Annotated in this window: 20 protein-coding genes; 2 read left to right on the top strand and 18 right to left on the bottom strand. The window is 35.7% G+C overall.

Annotated features, from left to right (window positions below):
• Nucleotides 1-48: 48 nt before the first annotated feature.
• Both BMW29_RS14055 and BMW29_RS01595 read right to left on the bottom strand, forming a co-directional pair.
• Nucleotides 49-210, bottom strand: a complete 162-nt coding sequence (locus BMW29_RS14055; protein ID WP_218139623.1) for a hypothetical protein — start codon at nucleotides 208-210, stop codon at nucleotides 49-51.
• 472 nt (nucleotides 211-682) lie between these two features.
• Nucleotides 683-1,057 carry a hypothetical protein gene (locus BMW29_RS01595; RefSeq protein ID WP_092649580.1) on the bottom strand — a complete coding sequence of 125 codons (375 nt, stop codon included), beginning with the start codon at nucleotides 1,055-1,057 and terminating at the stop codon, nucleotides 683-685.
• Nucleotides 1,058-1,263: 206 nt separating this feature from the next.
• On the opposite strand from BMW29_RS01595, the gene BMW29_RS01590 reads away from it, so the two are divergent.
• Nucleotides 1,264-2,112 (top strand): sialate O-acetylesterase, encoded by an 849-nt coding sequence (locus tag BMW29_RS01590; protein WP_092649578.1) that lies wholly within the window; start codon nucleotides 1,264-1,266, stop codon nucleotides 2,110-2,112.
• A 14-nt stretch (nucleotides 2,113-2,126) separates the two neighbouring features.
• A complete protein-coding gene (locus tag BMW29_RS01585; RefSeq protein ID WP_092649576.1) occupies nucleotides 2,127-2,648 on the top strand; it encodes a PadR family transcriptional regulator in 522 nt (173 codons plus the stop codon).
• Between the two features lie 233 nt (nucleotides 2,649-2,881).
• Here BMW29_RS01585 and BMW29_RS01580 read toward each other — a convergent pair whose 3' ends face one another.
• The 16 genes from BMW29_RS01580 to BMW29_RS01505 form a co-directional block, all read right to left on the bottom strand.
• Nucleotides 2,882-3,754 carry a DUF5131 family protein gene (locus BMW29_RS01580; RefSeq protein WP_092649574.1) on the bottom strand — a complete coding sequence of 291 codons (873 nt, stop codon included), beginning with the start codon at nucleotides 3,752-3,754 and terminating at the stop codon, nucleotides 2,882-2,884.
• A gap of 197 nt (nucleotides 3,755-3,951) precedes the next feature.
• On the bottom strand, nucleotides 3,952-5,217 hold the full coding sequence (locus BMW29_RS01575; protein WP_092649572.1) for an alkyl/aryl-sulfatase: 1,266 nt from the start codon (nucleotides 5,215-5,217) through the stop codon (nucleotides 3,952-3,954).
• Between the two features lie 136 nt (nucleotides 5,218-5,353).
• Nucleotides 5,354-5,701: a winged helix-turn-helix transcriptional regulator gene (locus BMW29_RS01570; RefSeq protein ID WP_092649570.1), complete on the bottom strand. Its 348-nt coding sequence runs from the start codon at nucleotides 5,699-5,701 to the stop codon at nucleotides 5,354-5,356.
• Nucleotides 5,702-5,780: 79 nt separating this feature from the next.
• Complete coding sequence (locus BMW29_RS01565) at nucleotides 5,781-6,290, bottom strand: hypothetical protein (RefSeq protein WP_092649567.1); 510 nt, start codon at nucleotides 6,288-6,290, stop codon at nucleotides 5,781-5,783.
• Between the two features lie 133 nt (nucleotides 6,291-6,423).
• On the bottom strand, nucleotides 6,424-7,338 hold the full coding sequence (locus BMW29_RS01560) for an AraC family transcriptional regulator (RefSeq protein WP_092649565.1): 915 nt from the start codon (nucleotides 7,336-7,338) through the stop codon (nucleotides 6,424-6,426).
• 39 nt (nucleotides 7,339-7,377) lie between these two features.
• Nucleotides 7,378-8,202: a phosphatase PAP2 family protein gene (locus tag BMW29_RS01555; RefSeq protein ID WP_092649563.1), complete on the bottom strand. Its 825-nt coding sequence runs from the start codon at nucleotides 8,200-8,202 to the stop codon at nucleotides 7,378-7,380.
• 5 nt (nucleotides 8,203-8,207) lie between these two features.
• Entirely contained in the window at nucleotides 8,208-9,314 is a 1,107-nt protein-coding gene (locus BMW29_RS01550) for an alpha/beta hydrolase (RefSeq protein WP_092649562.1), read from the bottom strand.
• Between the two features lie 116 nt (nucleotides 9,315-9,430).
• A complete protein-coding gene (locus tag BMW29_RS01545; RefSeq protein WP_092649560.1) occupies nucleotides 9,431-10,366 on the bottom strand; it encodes an ROK family protein in 936 nt (311 codons plus the stop codon).
• 286 nt (nucleotides 10,367-10,652) lie between these two features.
• Nucleotides 10,653-11,477, bottom strand: a complete 825-nt coding sequence (locus BMW29_RS01540; RefSeq protein ID WP_092649558.1) for a PTS system mannose/fructose/sorbose family transporter subunit IID — start codon at nucleotides 11,475-11,477, stop codon at nucleotides 10,653-10,655.
• Nucleotides 11,477-12,265 (bottom strand): PTS mannose/fructose/sorbose/N-acetylgalactosamine transporter subunit IIC, encoded by a 789-nt coding sequence (locus BMW29_RS01535; protein WP_092649556.1) that lies wholly within the window; start codon nucleotides 12,263-12,265, stop codon nucleotides 11,477-11,479. The genes BMW29_RS01540 and BMW29_RS01535 overlap by 1 nt, the downstream gene beginning before the upstream one ends.
• Nucleotides 12,266-12,736, bottom strand: a complete 471-nt coding sequence (locus BMW29_RS01530) for a PTS sugar transporter subunit IIB (RefSeq protein ID WP_092649554.1) — start codon at nucleotides 12,734-12,736, stop codon at nucleotides 12,266-12,268.
• Nucleotides 12,717-13,151: a PTS sugar transporter subunit IIA gene (locus BMW29_RS01525; protein ID WP_092649552.1), complete on the bottom strand. Its 435-nt coding sequence runs from the start codon at nucleotides 13,149-13,151 to the stop codon at nucleotides 12,717-12,719. The genes BMW29_RS01530 and BMW29_RS01525 overlap by 20 nt, the downstream gene beginning before the upstream one ends.
• Nucleotides 13,148-14,233, bottom strand: coding sequence for a tyrosine-protein phosphatase (locus BMW29_RS01520; protein ID WP_092649550.1), 1,086 nt, complete (start codon nucleotides 14,231-14,233; stop codon nucleotides 13,148-13,150). The genes BMW29_RS01525 and BMW29_RS01520 overlap by 4 nt, the downstream gene beginning before the upstream one ends.
• Before the next feature lie 211 nt (nucleotides 14,234-14,444).
• Complete coding sequence (locus BMW29_RS01515) at nucleotides 14,445-15,245, bottom strand: MurR/RpiR family transcriptional regulator (RefSeq protein WP_177165637.1); 801 nt, start codon at nucleotides 15,243-15,245, stop codon at nucleotides 14,445-14,447.
• A 187-nt stretch (nucleotides 15,246-15,432) separates the two neighbouring features.
• Nucleotides 15,433-15,945 carry a MarR family transcriptional regulator gene (locus BMW29_RS01510; RefSeq protein WP_092649546.1) on the bottom strand — a complete coding sequence of 171 codons (513 nt, stop codon included), beginning with the start codon at nucleotides 15,943-15,945 and terminating at the stop codon, nucleotides 15,433-15,435.
• Between the two features lie 231 nt (nucleotides 15,946-16,176).
• Complete coding sequence (locus BMW29_RS01505; protein ID WP_177165636.1) at nucleotides 16,177-18,177, bottom strand: WG repeat-containing protein; 2,001 nt, start codon at nucleotides 18,175-18,177, stop codon at nucleotides 16,177-16,179.
• Nucleotides 18,178-18,183: the final 6 nt, after the last annotated feature.

Raw genomic sequence — 18,183 nt, 5'->3', positions numbered from 1 at the left:
TTGGTAATGTTTCTCCACTTCACCCACCATGCCCAGGCAAATCAAAGCTCAATACCTGATATCCTTTTGCCACTGCTTCATTTCTAATAGTTCAATCACAGTATCCTCTTTATGAGACATATTGCCATGGATTGCTATCAAAACTTTCTGACTATCTTCTTCCCATACAATTGCAGGAATGCCATTAATTGCTAGCGCTTGTTTCTTCACTTCACACAACCCCCTCAACATTTATACACTTTTTTTAAACGGATGCAGCCCATTTCCTCATATGTAGCCTAAATCTTTCACCATTCATTATATCGTATCCCAAGATGTAGATGTTTAATATTATACTAAATTCTTCTCATCACAGACCTATTAAAACTCTGTTGATTATTCAATCAAAAGAAGCGTATACTTAAATCAGTAACCCATCACCTCTACATATGTCATCCTAGCTAGGAGTGAAAAATATGAGTAAGAAACAGCTAAATATAACAATCATTCTCTATTTAATTGTTATTTCTATTCTTGGGATTACTGCTTTTTTCTATCAAAATTGGAAAATTTTTGCTAGTAGTGCCATTCTGTTTACATTGTTGATCTATTATATTGTTTTGAGACTTAAGAAAAATCATTCTTCACATTAAACGAGACCTAAAAGTCATCCTCGCTCTAACTAAAGAGTAGGATGACTTTTTTACATTTCTTTCAGATAACGTCTGTCTCTTATTTTCACCAAGCTATAAATGTAATAAGGTACTGAAATTAGAAAGAAAAAATAATAAGTAAAAAACGGAATAATAAAGAAAAACACAATGTTTAATGCTTTAAATGTTTTACTTTTCGACGAGATAAATCTAGTAAACAATAGGAATCCACTAATCATTGATAGGGTCATACAGGCACCGAGAATGGCGAAAAATAAAACATCTATCGGCACTGATTTAAATGGTCCTTCAAATGCTGGCGTCATCAGCATGGCAATGAGTGGCATGAGTCCAAATAAAAATACACCTGGAATCAAGGCCATTGACGCATAAAATACATAATCTTTTCTTTCTCTATAAGTCATCAAGCATACTCCTTTGATTTCTTTTATCGATGCCTTACAATTATATCATGGAAAATTAAAAAAATTTATTGAATTAAGAGAACGATTCGTCACAACCATCATTTCTTTTAAAATTTGACAAATAGTCTAATTGGATCATAATAAAAAACGAAAATAGTCTAATTAGACTATCGTTGGAAAATAGACATCTGAAAGAAGGAAAGAACATGATACATTCATTTTTAATGCTCGGTCAATCTAATATGGCAGGCAGAGGCTTCTTGACGGATGTGCCTCCTATCTATAATGAAAGAATTCAAATGCTGCGAAACGGTCGTTGGCAAATGATGACGGAGCCGATTAACTATGACCGTCCTGTTGCTGGCGTTAGTCTTGTCTCTTCTTTTGCAGATGCTTGGTGTGCCCAATTTCCAGAAGATGAAATTGGGTTGATCCCATGTGCTGAAGGAGGAAGTACGATTGATGAATGGCATCCAGATGGTTTGCTCTTCCGTCACGCCATCAGTCAAGCTAAGTTTGCAATGGAAAACAGTGAGTTAACTGGTGTACTTTGGCATCAAGGGGAAAGTGACGGCATGGAAGGTCGTTCTGCAGGCTACTATGAAAAATTAGCTTTTATCCTTGAAGCCGTTAGAAAAGAGCTACATGCACCTTTCCTTCCATTAATTATCGGAGAACTGCCTGCTTTCTTAGGCCAGACAGGGTTTGGTGCTGGTTGTACAGAATATCAAGCGGTTAATCAAGCTCTTCAAAAATATGCTTTTGAAAAAGACAATTGTTACTTTGTGACTGCCGCTGAGTTAACAGCTAATCCTGATGGGATTCATATTGATGCACTTTCTCAACGTCGTTTTGGTTTACGTTATTTTGAAGCTTTTTTGACGAAACAGCATGTATTAGAACCTTTAAAAAATGAAGAAGAATTTCTAACTCAGCTTACTAAAAGGCCTTATACGCAAGGGGAAAATATCTATCTTGCCAGTATGAATATGGCTTTAGGAAAAATCACTTACCCAGAATTTGAAGCAAAAATTGGACAACTTCTCCAAAAATAATAGGAGGCACTACTTTGATTCCTTTAATTATCTTAGGTTTGCTAAAACAACATCCCGGTGCACATGGCTATGAATTGCTCGCTTTAATGGAGGAACGTCATTATCAATATATTGTGAATTTTACAAAAGGCTCTTTCTATTATCATTTGCAACAAATGGAGGAAAAGTTGTGGATTGAAAAAGTTGAGATGGCGCACAATCAGCACAATAGAGAGGCTCACCATTATGTGATTACTGAGCTTGGTCAACAAAAGTTCGAAGAGTTGATGCACAAATATGGCGCTAAAACCGAATATGTGAAACTATCTTTTTATGCGGCTATGCTCTTTGAAGCAGAATATCCCGCCGAACAATTTCAGCAGTTGATTCAAGAACAAATTGCCGAATCAAAGCAGAAAATTGCATTATTAGAGCATTCTATTGAACACAATGAGGAACTTTCTGCTCCTTTTATAAAAATGCTAGAAAACTCACGTGCACATCATTTGGTCAATGTGAATTGGTTTGAAAGTCTTTTAGCAGAGATCAAAGAGTAGCACCAATACATTTCTTTAAAAACTGCAAAAATAGAGCCATCAATAGTTCAAGTATTGATGAGCTCTATTTTTATTTGATCACATTTCTTTTTTTATATTAATCTTCATCAAACCCTATCACAAGCGTGAAGATAAAGCCCAGCACACATGACCTTTTACTTGGCACTAAATTCTGTTTACAGCTTACCCTACACCTATTTTGAAAAGCAAATCTACAAATACCCTGACACCCATCAAATCTTCAACTGACACCCTTTGCTTTTTTCAACTGTTGAACACTTATTTTTATAAGTGCAACTATCACATAAGCTTTTTGCTTTCATTTCAAATAAAGGCAAACTCTCATTTAAAGGAGCAGCGGTTAGAGCCACTTCTACCTTTCTTCCTCGGTACTCAAGACCAGATTTTTTTGCTTGCTCCGCTTGCAACCACTTAGGTAGATGATAATCCTTTCCAGCTTTAATAAAATGGTTCCCAGTTTCAATAAATTCAAAATTCACATTTTGGTTCGCACAGCTTAAATAAAGTGCCTCAACCCATTCATAATGAAGTGGACGTGCGCCATGATAATTTTCTCCTCCAACAATCACATGAGCGATTTGACCATTTTCTAAATACTCATTGATTGTCACAGCTTCTAACAATGGTGCGAGCATGATGCCTTTATGTTTCGCAGGTGTTGCTAATAACAACGGAATTCTTTGCTCAGCTGTTCGTTGATTCTCAACAGAAACATTTAACCAAACATTTTCCCAGCCAGCTCCCCAATCCTTTGGAAAGCAAGCTTTCGCACGATGGATTCTTTTGGTTAAAATGAAAAAGAAAACATCTGAACGCTTTCTAATGATATCCCAAACTTCATCTCTCCAGCAATCAGCTTCCTCAAGAAAAAAATCTGATGTCATACAAACTCGTATCGTTGAACCACTAGGAACAAGATATTGCCCTGAGCGATCCTTCTTTAAAGGCCAATCAAACATTTGCTTCACTTGATAAATATCGGAGCCCTTTTTATCTCTTTGCGCATCTAGCGCATACATGTAACAATTTTGACATCCTGGACTGATTTTTTTACAGCCATGCCAAGGATTCCAAATATCACTCATTTTCCCACACACTTTCTTCCCTTTTTTTTGAACGCCTCAATTTTGTGAATAGCGTATAAAGACATGATTATTATCATAGTTGTTTTATTATTATGGTTTGGCTTAGCAATTAAAGTATGAATCAGCTTCATTTCAAAAAATGTATATGGAATCAACCTAACAATTGATTCCATATACGTTTTTTTATTTGTATAGGATTAATTTTTTTCCAGATCATTTGCATAAGCAAGATAATAATGCCGGCTATTTGCACTGGTTTCAAGTGGCGCTTGTTTTCTTAAAGCTGCAATCTTTGAAAGATCGCCTTTTTTATCCTCTACTTGAATGAGTAAATCACTTAATTCTAATGCCCATTGATAGGTGCCACTTGCTAATGCTTGTTCTATTTCTTGATAAACCTTTTCTTTGCTTCCAATTAGCGCTAACATCTTGTGCGCATACGCTTTAGAATTTAAGCGGTGTAAATTGGTGGGATTGCCATCATACCAGCCTAAATAAGCATAATAAATTGCTTTGACAGTCCATTCAATGGTGCCATAATATTCACCTAAATAAGGTAAATGCTGCAAATGTGCAGGTAATTGTACACATGCAACCACTTCATCCACTGCTTTACCTTCATTCATTCCCTGAAGTGTTTGAAGCAGTACTTCATTGATGGCATTTCTAAAATTGCCTAAGACTTCTGTTACTTGTGCTTTACCAATTAAAGCTTTTGTATGCCCTGGTAAAACAATTTCTGCATCATAGCTCATGATTTTATCGAGGCTATCCACCCATTCTGCCACATCACGATATTGACCGCCGCGAATAGCGGATAGATTTGGCCAGCAACCATAATAATTATCTCCACAACATAAAATTCCTTGCTCCTTTAACCAAATAAAGCCAGTATCCCCAGTTTCTCCTGGCGCTGCAACAAGGGTTAAGTGAATCCCATCAATCACCCTTTCTGTTTGATCAGCTGTTAATACTTCAGTAGGGGCTAAAAAATCATATTTGCCATCATTAACTGCTTTTCCTTCACGAATGCCAATCCCTTGTAAAAGTGCTTCTTCATCATTCAATGCATAACCAAATTGGCGCTTGCCTCTGACTTCAAAAACATCGGCAAGTAGTGCTGTATGCTTGAGAACTGGCTGCTTATTACTAAAGGCAATAATCTCCGTCACGGTCTCTTTAAATGCACCTGATCCACCACGATGATCTGGATGTCCATGGGTAAAAATAATGGTTTTAACTGGTTTATCTGTATATTTCCTCATGGCTGTCATCATTTTTTTTGCCCGCTCATTTGAGTCAAGGGTATCAATTAAAATCAATGAGCGCTCCCCTTCAATCACAATCGCATTACTATGCCCATACCCTGTTACATGATAAATCCCTTTTGCAACTTGATTGATTGCTTTTGGATAGGCAGTAGTTGAAAATTTTTCTAACGCTTCTTCGCCTTTTTTAATCATTTTAAATAGCCCCTTTATTGTTCTGATAGGTCTAGTATGCATGATATTTTGAAAATATTAAAGAAGGCACTTTTTTATAGGTTAGTTACCTTTTAGTAACAAATAGCGGATGAGGGAATAAAAAAACAAGATTCAATTAAGAATCTTGCTGTTCAGCTTGTAAATGCTGTTGAATATAATCTGTTCCCCAAGTAATCATTGAATCAATAATCGGACGTAGGCTATCCCCTAGCTCACTTAAAGAATACTCGACTTTTGGTGGCACCTCAGCAAATACTTCCCGAGTGACAATGCCATCTTCTTCCATTTTTCGCAAATTTTGTGTTAATACCTTTTGGCTAATCCCAACAATTGCTTTATGCAATTCACTAAAACGCTTGGTTCCTGTTAATAATTCTCGCATAATTAATAATGTCCATTTATTGCCAATTAAATCAACGGTTGTTGCAACTGGACAAAAAGGAAGCTCATCCTTTGTTAACAAGCAATCACTCCTCTATTGTTTCAAAAAGTACGTTACCTACCTATCATACAAAAGAGTGAAATGGCTTGTCAATTGCTTTTTAAACAACAGTTGTATCTTTTGTAGGCATTGGTTGATGCTGATAATCACTAATCGATAAATCAATGACGATATAGCCAATCACACAAGCCATTAGCCCAGCTGTAATTGTTTTGAAGCCAAAGCCGATGACATGATTGATTTTATCTAGCCCTAATAAGCTTGGTAATAAAATAAAGAAGATCAGTGTAATCAATGCTGTGATTGCCATCAGAAATAAGATGCGTAAGCCTGTTGCTTTTGGTAAAAGGTGATAGAAATGACTCTTCTGAAAATTAGATACATCTGTTTTTCCTTTTTGTAACTCTTTTCGCATATTCACAAAACCAATCCATGAGCCTGCTGCACCTAAAAGCATCAAGCCAATAAATAAATCGGTTGTGATATCATTAAATGTGAGTTGTCCTGAAAAATTTTTAAAGCCAATGATATAAAAAATACCATTAATAATCACATTAATAATCACAAAATCCTTTATAATTTTCTTGCTAATATATTTTTTCATATTCATTTATACCGCTCCCTTTATTAGTAGTAATTTCTATCATTACTATAACAAAGAAAGCGGTTTCATTGGTGTTTTTTAGTAGCAACTAAATAGCTAATTATTGATGCTTTATGTCCAAAAAAAAGAAACGCTGAGATTAGCGTTTCTTGTCATCATTATGGTCCAAAATTGAAACCTTTCTATTTTTTCGAAATTGCATAGGTGTTTCATGATAGACCTCTTTAAATTGTTTAATTAATGCTTTTGAGCTTGGAAAGCCATGAGCAATACTAATGGCTTCTATTGTTTTACGACTATTCACAATTTCTGGAAAGGCACAGTATAAACGGTAATCATTTAAATAAACCAAGAAAGTTTTTCCAAAGGTCTCTTTAAATAAACGAGAAAAATGCTCACGGGAAAAATTAAAGGTTTTAGCTAAGCGCTCTAAGGTTAGATTTTCCATATAGTGCACATGAATATATTCAAGAATTTGCTTATTTAATTGTTGGCTACGCAAATATTTTCTACTAGCGGGTAAATGATTTTCAACCTGATGATACTGACACAATAAATAGAGGATCTCAATGAGTCTCGCTTGAATTTTTAAATGACCAAATTCCTGATTTTCATTATAAAGTGTTAATATATCATAAAATAAACCTGACAGTTCAGCAGCAGTTTCCTGTGTCGTTGCCATATCAAAACGAATTTTTTCAATATTTGGAATAAATTGTTGAATAAAATCATATGAAATAATAAAGCAAATCAGCTCAAAATTATCAGTCGGCACACTACTTAATTCATGAATATCACCAGAATTGATGATAAAAAAGGAATCATCCTGATAGGTTTGCTCTTGTTCACTTTGCCGTACCTGAAGTGTGCCATTCACAACATAAGTTAATTCAATGCTACGATGCCAATGTGGCGGAACAAATTGAAGTGTTGCTGTATCAAAATGATAGGTATTGCCACCTGGTGAAACTAAGGCCTTCTCATGAGAAAAATGCAAAATACGCATTGGTAAATTATTATCCATTTGAACAGATTCATAAATTGTCCGACTCATTATTTCCCCATCCCTTATTCGAAATTCACGCTCTCTTTATCATAGCACATTTAACTGATTATTTTTTGTGATAAACCTTTTTTTAAGCCAAAAGAATAAACTGATTGAAAGCAACATACCAACGGTTACATCTGTCGCAAAATGTGCCCCCATTACAACGCGGCTAACCATTACCAAAACAATCCAAACAGCTGCTAAGCCTTCTAACAAACGTTCTTTTCCAGCTAAACGACTCACAAAAGTTGGCAATAAGCTGAGCCATAGGATAACTGAAGAATTGGCTGCATGTCCTGATGGGAATGACATCAACTCATTATTGATTGTCCAGCCTTGTGGTAGATACCATCTTGTAAATTGATGAATCGGATCCGTCATTTCTCTAAAACGCATACGGCCCCAGAACATTTTTAGAATGGTTACCACTAAAATGGCTAAAACAGCTAGGATAAGCCCAACTTTTGCTGCTTGTTTTAAGGCTAAATAGTGCTTTGCTGGTACTGCTTTTGCTAATAAATAAAAGACTAGACTTGTTAAAATGAGTAACCCAATCTTTAACCCAATTGATAAAGGAAGATGTGTATTGATCATAATAATTGAAGTCAGAGAGAAAAAAAGGACTAATAAAACAAAGCCAATTTTTCCTAAATAAAATGTCCAACGTCCTGTATTTTTCATTGTCAGGAACAGAGCAGCGGCTGAAAAACACCCAATATATGTCATAGGCAATTCGCCAGCTGCCTCAAAAAACTTGCCATAAATTGATTGATTATTAAACAGTGTCATGGAAATCTGTAAATCATAAAATGTGCAAACAAGTAATAGTAAGACTACCCCCACTATAAAAATGATATTCCCCTTTTTCATTTCTTTCAGCTCCTATGTTTTAATATGAAACGGCCCATTTCAATGGCACAATCTTCACTTTGTGGTAAATAACCAATTCGATCAATATAAGCATGTCCTAACCCTTTATAAACAATTGTTTCTGTATCCACTCCAGCCAGTACTAATTTTCTTGCATAGGCCAATGTTTCTACTTTTAGAAAATCATGTTCCCCAACGGTCACAAAGGTTGGTGGCATCTGATCACTCACATCCATATAAGGTGTTAAATATTTTGTCATTAACTCTTGTGTTCCCAAATAAGTGCCTAAGCCATCCGTTGCACCACTTAACATATCTAATGACAAATTAATGGCGCGTGCTTGTTTTTGATACACATCAAATTTATCTTTAGTGAATCGAACATGCTCATCGTCAACCCCCCCCATATTTACAGTTGGGTATAAGATTAATTGGCCTTTAACAAGGTTCAGCCCTTCTTCTAAAGATTTGTTGGTACAGTATAACGTTAAGTTTCCACCGGCACTATCACCTGCTACAAAAATATTTTGCGCATCTCCCCCAAAGCGACTTGCATTTTCAGCTACCCACTTCAGTCCGGTATAACAATCTTCATGGCTGGTTGGATAAGGATACTCTGGTGCTAAACGATAATCCATTGAAAAAGCAATAATCCCCGTATTTGCAACAATCAATTTTAAGGCATCCGTCACAACATCTGTGCTTCCGCCAAAAAAGCCACCCCCATGAATGAAATATAAAATAGGTGCATTAGGTAAAGTCTTTTCAGATTTGAATGCGTAAATAGGTAGCTTTGTGCCATCTGCTGCGGTGACAAAATCTTCTACTTTCTCAACGCCTGATTCAATAATTGGCGTACTATCCACACTATTGAACATCTTTCTTAATTTTGGTAATGATTTCATATCCATTTTCATACTCATCATACTTTTCGGCATAAAGCGTGTCAGAAAAGCAATTTTTTTCATTTCTTTATATAGGCGTGGATCCATTGCGCCTTTAATATCACAATCAGGTATAGGCTTAAATAGCACCTCCACACCATCCACAGTTGCTGTTGTTTGCTTTTCAACAATCTCATTTAGTAGTTGTTTATCATATTTTCTTGTCATCATTCATTCTCCTTCACTCATTTTTTCATACCTGCTATTTTTTAGAAAGCGATTACATAATACTTATTCATAAATCATCTCATTGTTTATCGTACCATTCTTATTCGATCATTCTTTTAAATTTCTTGTTCTATTTGATGCGTCTCAATCTGAGTCAGTAAATGATAGAGTGCACCTAATAGCCCAGCTTCATTACGAAAGGCACAAGCGACAATTTTGATTGGTGTTAACATTTCTAAAAACCCCATTGAAGTATCGCGTAATAATTGGTATTGTCTGCGAATTTCTTCAATCATTAAAGGCTGTTCACTGATGCCACCACCAATTGCAATGCGTTCCATATCAACAACGGTTTGAATATTTGTGATAATCAATGCGATATTTCGACAATATTCTTCAAAGACTGGTTGAATCAAAGGATTTTTCTTTTCTAATTCTTTAAAAACTGTTTTCCCATCATTTTCTGACAAGCCTAATAATTGAGAAGCTCGTTCAATAAATAGAACCGCTGAGCCTTTAGCACCTGCAATTTCGGTAAATTCAAAGGGTTCCTTAGTCGACAGCAACATAAAGCTCACTTCGCCTGCTTGGAAATGATTTCCTTCAAGTAATGCACCATTAATGACCAAGCCACATCCGACGCCAGTTCCTAAAGTCAGCACACCACCATTTTTAATTTCTTTTAGTTGACCTTGCCATAATTCAGCAAGAGCTGCTGCTTTCCCATCATTGATTACCGTACAAGGAATCTCAAATTCCTGCTCAATATGCTTTTTAATTGAAAACTTATCTAAATAAACCAATGCACCACCAAAATAAACGGTGCCAGATTGTGTATCAATTTTCCCTGGACAACTAAAGCAAATCGCTCTGATATTTGGTAGATAAGAGCGGACAATCTCGTTAATTGCTGCAATAAAATCAGTTAAATTATCGGGAGTCGGAACTTTTGATGAATGAATCATCTGACCACTTTTATCAATTGCTGCATGCTTAATAAAGGTTCCGCCAACATCTAAACTGACATAATGCTTTTCGTTAACCGCTTTCATTTAAATTCAACTCCTACACTTATTTGATAAATTCTCCAACGGCTCTAAAGCTTCCTTTGAAGGATTATAGTTGTAGTTTAGCATTTTCCAACGGTTCTTTGTTGTCGTTATTTATGAATTTTATGGTTATTTATTGAGAATATACTTTATGAATCGTGTAAATGTGATCTCATAAAATCAATATGAGACAATTTTTCTCAAAGTGTCATTTAAAGAGTAAAGTAAAAAAGGCCTGCATATGGACGAAGCAATATGCAGACCTTTTTAAGAAGCTCTCGCTATTTTTCTATAAAATACCAAAATATTTAAGAATAATTGTCAGGATCATGATGGCTAAAATTAACCATGCCACATGCTTTCCTTGATTTTTCTTCAAAATACGATAAACAATAAAGGTAACAAATAAACTAAGGAATGAAGGCATAATCTTGTCCAGCATTTCTTGAACAGCAATTACATTTCCGCCCACTTCACCCGTTACATTAGAATTAACAGAGATCTCTAGCGGGGTTGAAATTTTAATGACACTTGCAATCAAGGACCCTACAACCATCAATCCAACAACATTGGCCATTGTAGAAATACGTTGAATAATATTGCTATTTTGATTTCCATTTAAAAATTCAATGCCTTTTTTATAACCATAAACAACGGCATAATATCTGCCAACCATATTCACAATGTTGTACATAATAAACATAAAAATTGGCCCAACAATACTACCACTAAGAGCAAAAGATGCCCCAATACTTCCGACAATCGGTACCCAAGTAAATTTAACTAGGCTATCACCAAGTCCTGCTAAAGGACCCATTAGTCCAGTTTTCAGTGGATTAATCCCCTCTTTTTCATTTGGACCTGTTGATTCCTCCATCGCAACTGTTAAGCCTGCAATGGCTGCATCTCCATTGACATGTGAATTATAGAAGACAGTATGACGAAGCATCGCTTCACGCAAATCTTCCTTATCTGGATAAATCTTTTCTAAAGCTGGTGCTACTGCGCGCATAAATCCAACACCTTGCAAAGTTTCATAATTCAATGTAATACGCATGGTATTGACTCTCATAAATAACGTCCAAAGATCTCTTTTAGTCAGCTTTTGTTCCATTATAGATCATACTCCTCTCCATCAATATCGGTTGCAGCAACCTGAACCACTTCATTTTTTTGTGTGGCCAAATCATAAAGATAAGCAATCACTAAAGCGATTAATGTGACAGGTAAGACTGCTAATTGAAGATAAGATGCTAAAACAAAACCTAACACAAGGAACATCCACATCTCCACTCTTTTAATCATCGACATCATCAATAAGGCAATCCCCACTGCTGGAATGATTTTCCCTGCTGTTGAGAGCCCTTCAATCACAAAGGTAGGCAGAGAATCAACTAATGTTTGAATCGCTCCTGCACCAAATTGCAAGGCAATAAAGGTTGGTAACGCTCTTGCCAAACCGGTCATAATTGCAGGTGGATAAATCAACCATTTGGTTCCTTTGACATCCGCATTTTCTGCTAAACGATGTGCCCATGAGTTTAATGAGACATTAACTGTTTCGATTAATACCAATAATTGTTGCGCTAATAAAGCTGTCGGTACGGCTAATGTCACAGCTGTTGCAACCGTTGCTTCCAGAGAAGCACCATTACGACTCATAATGGCTAAGGCTGTACTAATCAATGAGCCCGTTACAATATCTGGCGCCATATAGGCACCTACATTACCAATACCCATCCACATAATTTCCAATGTTGCACCAATGGCTAATCCTGCTTGTAAATCGCCAAGGATGATGCCAACTAGTGGGGCAATCAATAGGGGTCTTCTAAATAACTTCGTACTAACATCATCAATTCCAATAAAGAAAGCTAAGATTGTAATCAGTAAGACAGTCATCTACAAGACCTCCTTCATTTTAACCATGCTCTCACTAGGTACCATTTGAATTTCAACATCCATTCCATGATTCATCAGTCTTTCAAAGGATGTTCTTTCTTCTGGTGTTAAGGAAACAGCTTTGGTTAATTGTTTACGCTGTGCATTTCCACGCATACCACCAACATTTAATTTAGGAATTTCATAGCCTGCATCAACCAGGGTTTCAACATCAAATGGTGAAGAAAACAGGAGCATCGTTGGTCTTGAAATCGGGTTCTTTTGAATAACTTGTAAAAATTTTTCAGGTGGAAAAATATGCAGCTTAATAGTTGCTGGTACACTCATTTTTAAGACATTCGACTGGATTTTATCATTTGCTACAGCCTCATTAATAATAATTACCTGCTCAATTTTGTGCACATTTACCCAAGTTGTGACAACTTGCCCATGAATTAAACGGTCATCAATTCTACAAAAGTTCACACTCATCTTCATCTTCTCCTTTTTCAAATAGCTTCGTTACATTGTTAAAGCCTGCTTTATATGATTCTTCTAAAGATGCTGCAATTTCATCTAGGGTGCGATTTCTGTTTGTTAAGAGGTCTAAAAGCAATGGTAAGTTTAAGCCACTCATCACTAAGACATTTTCCTTACTTAAAACGAACCTTCCACTCACATTAGAAGGGGTTCCTCCTAAAATATCAACCAGTATTACAGTCCCGCTACTATGGTCTAACTGCTGATATTGCTCTTCCATCGCTTGAATCGCATCATCTAAGGTAAAAGCCATTTCGACAGTCAAAACACCACAATTTGTTTGCTTTCCAACAATCATCTCTGCACTTTCAAGGGCAGCTTTTGCAAATTCGCCATGACTGGCCACTATTAAAGCAACTTCACTCATTTTTTTGCTCCTTCCTCTAAATAAAAATCTCGCATTTTTTGAATCTCTGCTGCAGTCAAATCAAAATGTTGAATAAAATAATCATCTGTTGCTGGGTATAACTCTTTAATGCGGTCAATGGCAGCTTGAATGAATTCTTTTCTTGTTTCAATCATCGCCATCAGGTAGGCTAAGTAATTTTCATTATCTGTTAATTCTTGATAAAGCTCATATTTTAATTGATTTCTTTCTTTCCGAATAATGCCGGTTAAAATATAATCTTCAATAATTTCCTCCTCTTTCACTCCTAGTAGCATCAATAGGAATAAGGAACCCATTCCCGTGCGATCCTTGCCACCACGACAATGATGAATGAGTGGAGGATTTTCCGTATCTGCACACGTCTTAAGAAATTTACTGTAAGCAATTTTCGCTGCTTCTGAAGTAATCAGAGAACGATAATCGTTAATGACATTTTCTCCCTTTCCATTGATATATTTAGGATCGACTTTGCCTTCTTCAAGCTGTCTTACCAACTTGACATTTTCTTCATTTAAATCAACAGCATTTGCTGCTGCTTCTGAAAAACTAGATTGTGGATCACAATGAACGGTTTTGTTAACGGTTTCAATTTCTCGATTAGGATTAATGTTGCGCTCATGATTTGAACGGTAATCAACAATTGTTTTGATATTCATTTTTTCTAAAAGAGCAATATCCTCTTGATCTAGCTTAGACAGCTGATCGCCTCGATAAAGCAAACCCCATTTAGTAAATTTGCCATCCTCAGTTTCATAGCCACCCATATCTCTCACATTAATGGCTTGATTTAGCTGAAGCACACGTTCACTAAATATATTGGTCTGGAAATTTTCTCCCTTAATAATGAAATAATATGGTCCTTCAGCAACAGGTAGCTTTACTGTAAAGTCTCCTGTCTCAATTTCAGCAAGACATTTTTGAATCGCTTCTAAGTTTGGCTTTGCTCCCATGTAAAGTTGTAATGTTTGCCCTTCTGAGTGCTCATGCGCAATCCGAATTTTATCCCCCTCTCTTTGAATCGCTATTTGTGGAATCGTATAGGGCTGTGTATAAGCTTTCATATTTTTCCCCTTTCTTTTGTTTTTTCATCCTCATTATAACCACGAATAATAATTATCACAATAATTATTTTCGATAATAATTACCATAAAGAATCGTTTTCAAAAGGAGAAATCAGCTTTTAATCTAATGAGCCCCTAACTTCTTAAGCAGACCACAAAAAAGAAGCCTGAAAATAATTTTCCTTTTCCAAGACTTCTTAAAAAACTTTTTTTATAAATCTCCAATCGCTTCCCTTGTCGCAAAGGTTGAATCTCTAAAATGCTCATTGTTCATTAAATAAGTTGTAATCACATCAATCAGATACACATTTGAAAATTGAGAATTCGCAAACTTTTCATTGTCAACAAAGCGCGTATTATACACATGAAAAATCAAGTCACTTAATTTGGCAACAGGGTTCTCTGAATAGCTCGTAATCGAAACAATCGTTGCGCCCCGTTCTTTAGCTCTTTCTAGCGTTTCAATAATGGGGAGTGTCACCCCAGAATTAGAGATGGCGATATATAAATCATCAGGCATGGCAATACTGGCTTGCATTTGCATCCATAGAGGATCACAATAGCTAGTTACAGGAAGGCCCATCCGCATTAGCCTAATACCAAAGATTTCTGCTGTTACACCTGAGTTACTTGCACCGATTAAAATAATTCGCTTTGCTTTTTTTAGTAGCTCAGAAAATTGCTCAATTTTGTTAATATCAATTAAGCGCTGTGTATTCTTAATCACATTTTGATAATATAAAAAGACTTCATCTGCAATGCTATCCGTTTGTGCGACTTCCTCTGGCTCATTTTGAGCAATGATTAAAATCTTCATATCCATATAATTTTTGCAACCAACTTTTTTTACAAAGCGTGTAATCGAAGCGTTGGACGTTCCTGTTTTTTCTGCTAACTCAGCAATATTCATATTTTTAATTTGATGGCTAAAACGTAGGATATAATCCGCAATTTTTCTCTCTTGCTTTGAAAATTCCATGTATTCTTTTTGCATGGTCATCAGGATATTCAAGTGTTTTGCCTCCTTTTTAATCTTTTTAGTCATGTGACTTCTCTTTTATTCTCTCATTAAAAATAAAAATTTCAACTTTTTTATCAAATAAAAAAACTAGGAGGGCATTTACTATCACCTTCCTAGCTAGATTGATTCAACTATTTTTAATGGTATCGCCTTACTTTTTTCTCTTAATCGTTAATCTCTATTTTTTTAATTGACTAAGAGATTCTAATGTATAGGCATCATATTTTTCATAAATCACAAGGTGTAGATCACTGAAAGACGGATAAATACCTGATTGCTGTTCTATTTTCCCCAACACTTCTGTGATTGAAAAATCCTCTTTATAAAAGCATTTCATTGATTCATTGATAAATTCAATTCCTTGATTGGTTAACGTTGCAAGGGTTACCCGTGTATCCTGTTTACTTTTACTTAATTCAAGAAGTCCTTTTTGTTCTAATAGCTTACAAATATTGAGCGCAGATGAAATATGCATTCTTCCAGTTTTCGAAATTTCTGTAATTGTACAGATGTCCTTTTGATTGAGAATGGTCAGAACATCAAAAGCTTTTAATGTGATACCGTTTCGTTCACTAATCTTTTCAAATCCTTCAGCCATCAAATCAGTAAAGCATTTACTTAAGTAATAGAGATAATAATATTCCTTCACCTTTGTTTCTTCCATTAAATCGCTTGAACTTCTATTCATCATAATCCCTTCCTTCTTCTTTTATGTAAAGCATTAAAATAGTTATTTACTATTATTAATTAAAGCATAAATAAAGGGATTTATTTTATCGAAATATGTTTTTAGGTTTACTGAAATGTAATAATTAATTGCTGCTGAATAAATTAAAGCTCAAAACGCTGAATCATTAACGTTTTGAGCTATCGATATTTGCTATTTTTGCTTAAACTGTTAGGCTCATTTGCTGATTTAGTTCTATTCAGCTTTGATAATGCCCCATAAGCCATCCTTGTAGTACCAAGCAATGCCATAGCGATTAAATGGTGTTACCTGTTCTGCAAATGGCTCCTTCACATACTCGCCTAAATTATTCATAATGCCATATAAGCCTTCTTGTTCATCATGACACCAAGCCGCCCCATTTTCTGAAAAGATCAGCTCTTCCCTTGAAAAGTTCTCTGAGAAAACATGTCCATATTTAGAGACAACTCCCCAACCATTTTCCCCTTTAAAGGGGATCGTTTCAAATGTTTGAAAAATATCTTTTTGTTCTGCTGGAATAGCATTGGCAAAAGGTAATGCGACAATGTCACCTTCATTGTTGACCAAGCCCCACTCTTGATATTCCCGGTACCATAACAAATCACTATTACCTATTTCTTGAACCTCTTTCATGATGGTCTCACTCAATTTTTCCCCATCAATTGCATATAAATAATTATCTGCTAACACATAATTTTCAGATATAAAGCTTAATTCCTTGGCAAATGGTTCTTTCACAATTTCACCTTGATCATCAATAAACCCATATAAATCATTTTCACCTTTAAAAATGCCATAACCAAATTCTGAAAAATCTTCAACCTTTTGAGCAAAAGGCTCTTTAATCACTTTTCCTTGAAGATTGACTAGCCCCCATAAGCCTTTAGAACTGCCTTCTTGAAACCAGGCAATACCTGAGGCATTAAAGCCTGAATATCCTGTTGCTTTAGGTGGGAACAAGACTTTCCCTGTCTGATCAATCAGCCCATAAACATCATTATATTCACTATACCATGCGACTCCTAACTCAAAATCTTCAATTTTATTCGCAAAAGGAGGCTTAATAATAGAACCATCCTTACTATTTACCATGCCTCTTTTATCACTATCTGGCTCTTCAAATGTATAAACATCTTCATTACCACCAGAAATGTCATAGATAAAAGGCTCTTTAATCATCGTTCCATTCTTATCTAGAATGCCATATGCAGACTGATTGTTTTCTTGATACCAAGTATACCCAGAATCTGTAAATGGATGTCTATATAGATTTTCAGGTATCTTGATTCGTTTTGTTCCATTATCAGTTAGTATTTCGTAGCCACCACTATCCTTGATTCCATGAATAATAACAGGTCTTTGCGCTTCTAATGGACATGTATTATAGATGAAAGGCTGTTGAATAATGCTCCCCTTTGAATCAATTAAGCCCCAATAAGCTGAAGACTCTTCAGCTATTTCTTTAAACCAAGAGAGGCCTTCAATACCACTGCTTTTAAACTCTGAAGCAATATTCTTTTGTAAAATGGTTCCATCAGCAGCAATTAAACTCCAGCTGTCACTATTAAGCTCTTGATACCAAGCTTGATTCTGCTCATTATAAGGATCTACCTCTTCGGCAAAGGGTTCTTTAATAATGGTTGCTTTAGAGATAGAAGGTTTAATACTTTCACTTTTCTTTGCTTTCTCTTCAGCCTCGGCTTCAGCTTCATCCACTTCATCAGATTCGCTTGAAGCTTGAGCTTCTGTCTTTTCTTGTATATTGGCGATATACCATTTATCCTCGACCTTTTTCATTGTCATAGCCGTTTCAAAAGAGGTTGTTTCTTTATCCTTATAGGAAAGGGTGACTTCATAGGTTAAAATCGCTTTATCATCACTTTCCATTTCCGTATTGATTTCTTTTAGCTTACAAGTTCCCCAATTGTCACTATCTTCACTATTGAATAAATCGGATTGTCCAGCAACTTGTGAAAAAAATGGCATCATATCTTTTAATGAATCAATACCTACAGCCCCACCTACTAAATCAAGCATCCCATTCATCATTTTCTGTGCGCTTGGTTCAAAGCAACTGACAATGGCAGATAAATCCTTTTCATTATAAGCACTTTCTAATTGCGGTAAAATACTCGCAGGCTTATTCTGTTTACAACCTGTTAATAAAAAAATGGCACTAAAAACAATCATGATTTTCAACAGCTGCTTTTTCATTTTTTG

Origin of the sequence: Isobaculum melis, assembly GCF_900111355.1 — a bacterium.
Taxonomy (GTDB): domain Bacteria; phylum Bacillota; class Bacilli; order Lactobacillales; family Carnobacteriaceae; genus Isobaculum; species Isobaculum melis.
The sequence above is the reverse complement of the archived record's forward strand: the minus strand, read 5'-3'. Positions and strand labels throughout refer to the sequence as shown.

Bases quoted from the DNA above. Each gene is read 5' to 3' on its own strand.
- BMW29_RS01520 (WP_092649550.1), bottom strand. From the start codon at position 14,233: ATGAAAGCTTATACACAGCCCTATACGATTCCACAAATAGCGATTCAA.
- BMW29_RS01510 (WP_092649546.1), bottom strand. From the start codon at position 15,945: ATGATGAATAGAAGTTCAAGCGATTTAATGGAAGAAACAAAGGTGAAG.
- BMW29_RS01590 (WP_092649578.1), top strand. From the start codon at position 1,264: ATGATACATTCATTTTTAATGCTCGGTCAATCTAATATGGCAGGCAGA.
- BMW29_RS01550 (WP_092649562.1), bottom strand. From the start codon at position 9,314: ATGACAAGAAAATATGATAAACAACTACTAAATGAGATTGTTGAAAAG.
- BMW29_RS01545 (WP_092649560.1), bottom strand. From the start codon at position 10,366: ATGAAAGCGGTTAACGAAAAGCATTATGTCAGTTTAGATGTTGGCGGA.
- BMW29_RS01540 (WP_092649558.1), bottom strand. From the start codon at position 11,477: ATGGAACAAAAGCTGACTAAAAGAGATCTTTGGACGTTATTTATGAGA.
- BMW29_RS01575 (WP_092649572.1), bottom strand. From the start codon at position 5,217: ATGATTAAAAAAGGCGAAGAAGCGTTAGAAAAATTTTCAACTACTGCC.
- BMW29_RS01560 (WP_092649565.1), bottom strand. From the start codon at position 7,338: ATGAGTCGGACAATTTATGAATCTGTTCAAATGGATAATAATTTACCA.
- BMW29_RS01530 (WP_092649554.1), bottom strand. From the start codon at position 12,736: ATGAGTGTGAACTTTTGTAGAATTGATGACCGTTTAATTCATGGGCAA.
- BMW29_RS01525 (WP_092649552.1), bottom strand. From the start codon at position 13,151: ATGAGTGAAGTTGCTTTAATAGTGGCCAGTCATGGCGAATTTGCAAAA.
- BMW29_RS01580 (WP_092649574.1), bottom strand. From the start codon at position 3,754: ATGAGTGATATTTGGAATCCTTGGCATGGCTGTAAAAAAATCAGTCCA.
- BMW29_RS01535 (WP_092649556.1), bottom strand. From the start codon at position 12,265: ATGACTGTCTTACTGATTACAATCTTAGCTTTCTTTATTGGAATTGAT.
- BMW29_RS01555 (WP_092649563.1), bottom strand. From the start codon at position 8,202: ATGAAAAAGGGGAATATCATTTTTATAGTGGGGGTAGTCTTACTATTA.
- BMW29_RS01565 (WP_092649567.1), bottom strand. From the start codon at position 6,290: ATGAATATGAAAAAATATATTAGCAAGAAAATTATAAAGGATTTTGTG.
- BMW29_RS01595 (WP_092649580.1), bottom strand. From the start codon at position 1,057: ATGACTTATAGAGAAAGAAAAGATTATGTATTTTATGCGTCAATGGCC.
- BMW29_RS01505 (WP_177165636.1), bottom strand. From the start codon at position 18,177: ATGAAAAAGCAGCTGTTGAAAATCATGATTGTTTTTAGTGCCATTTTT.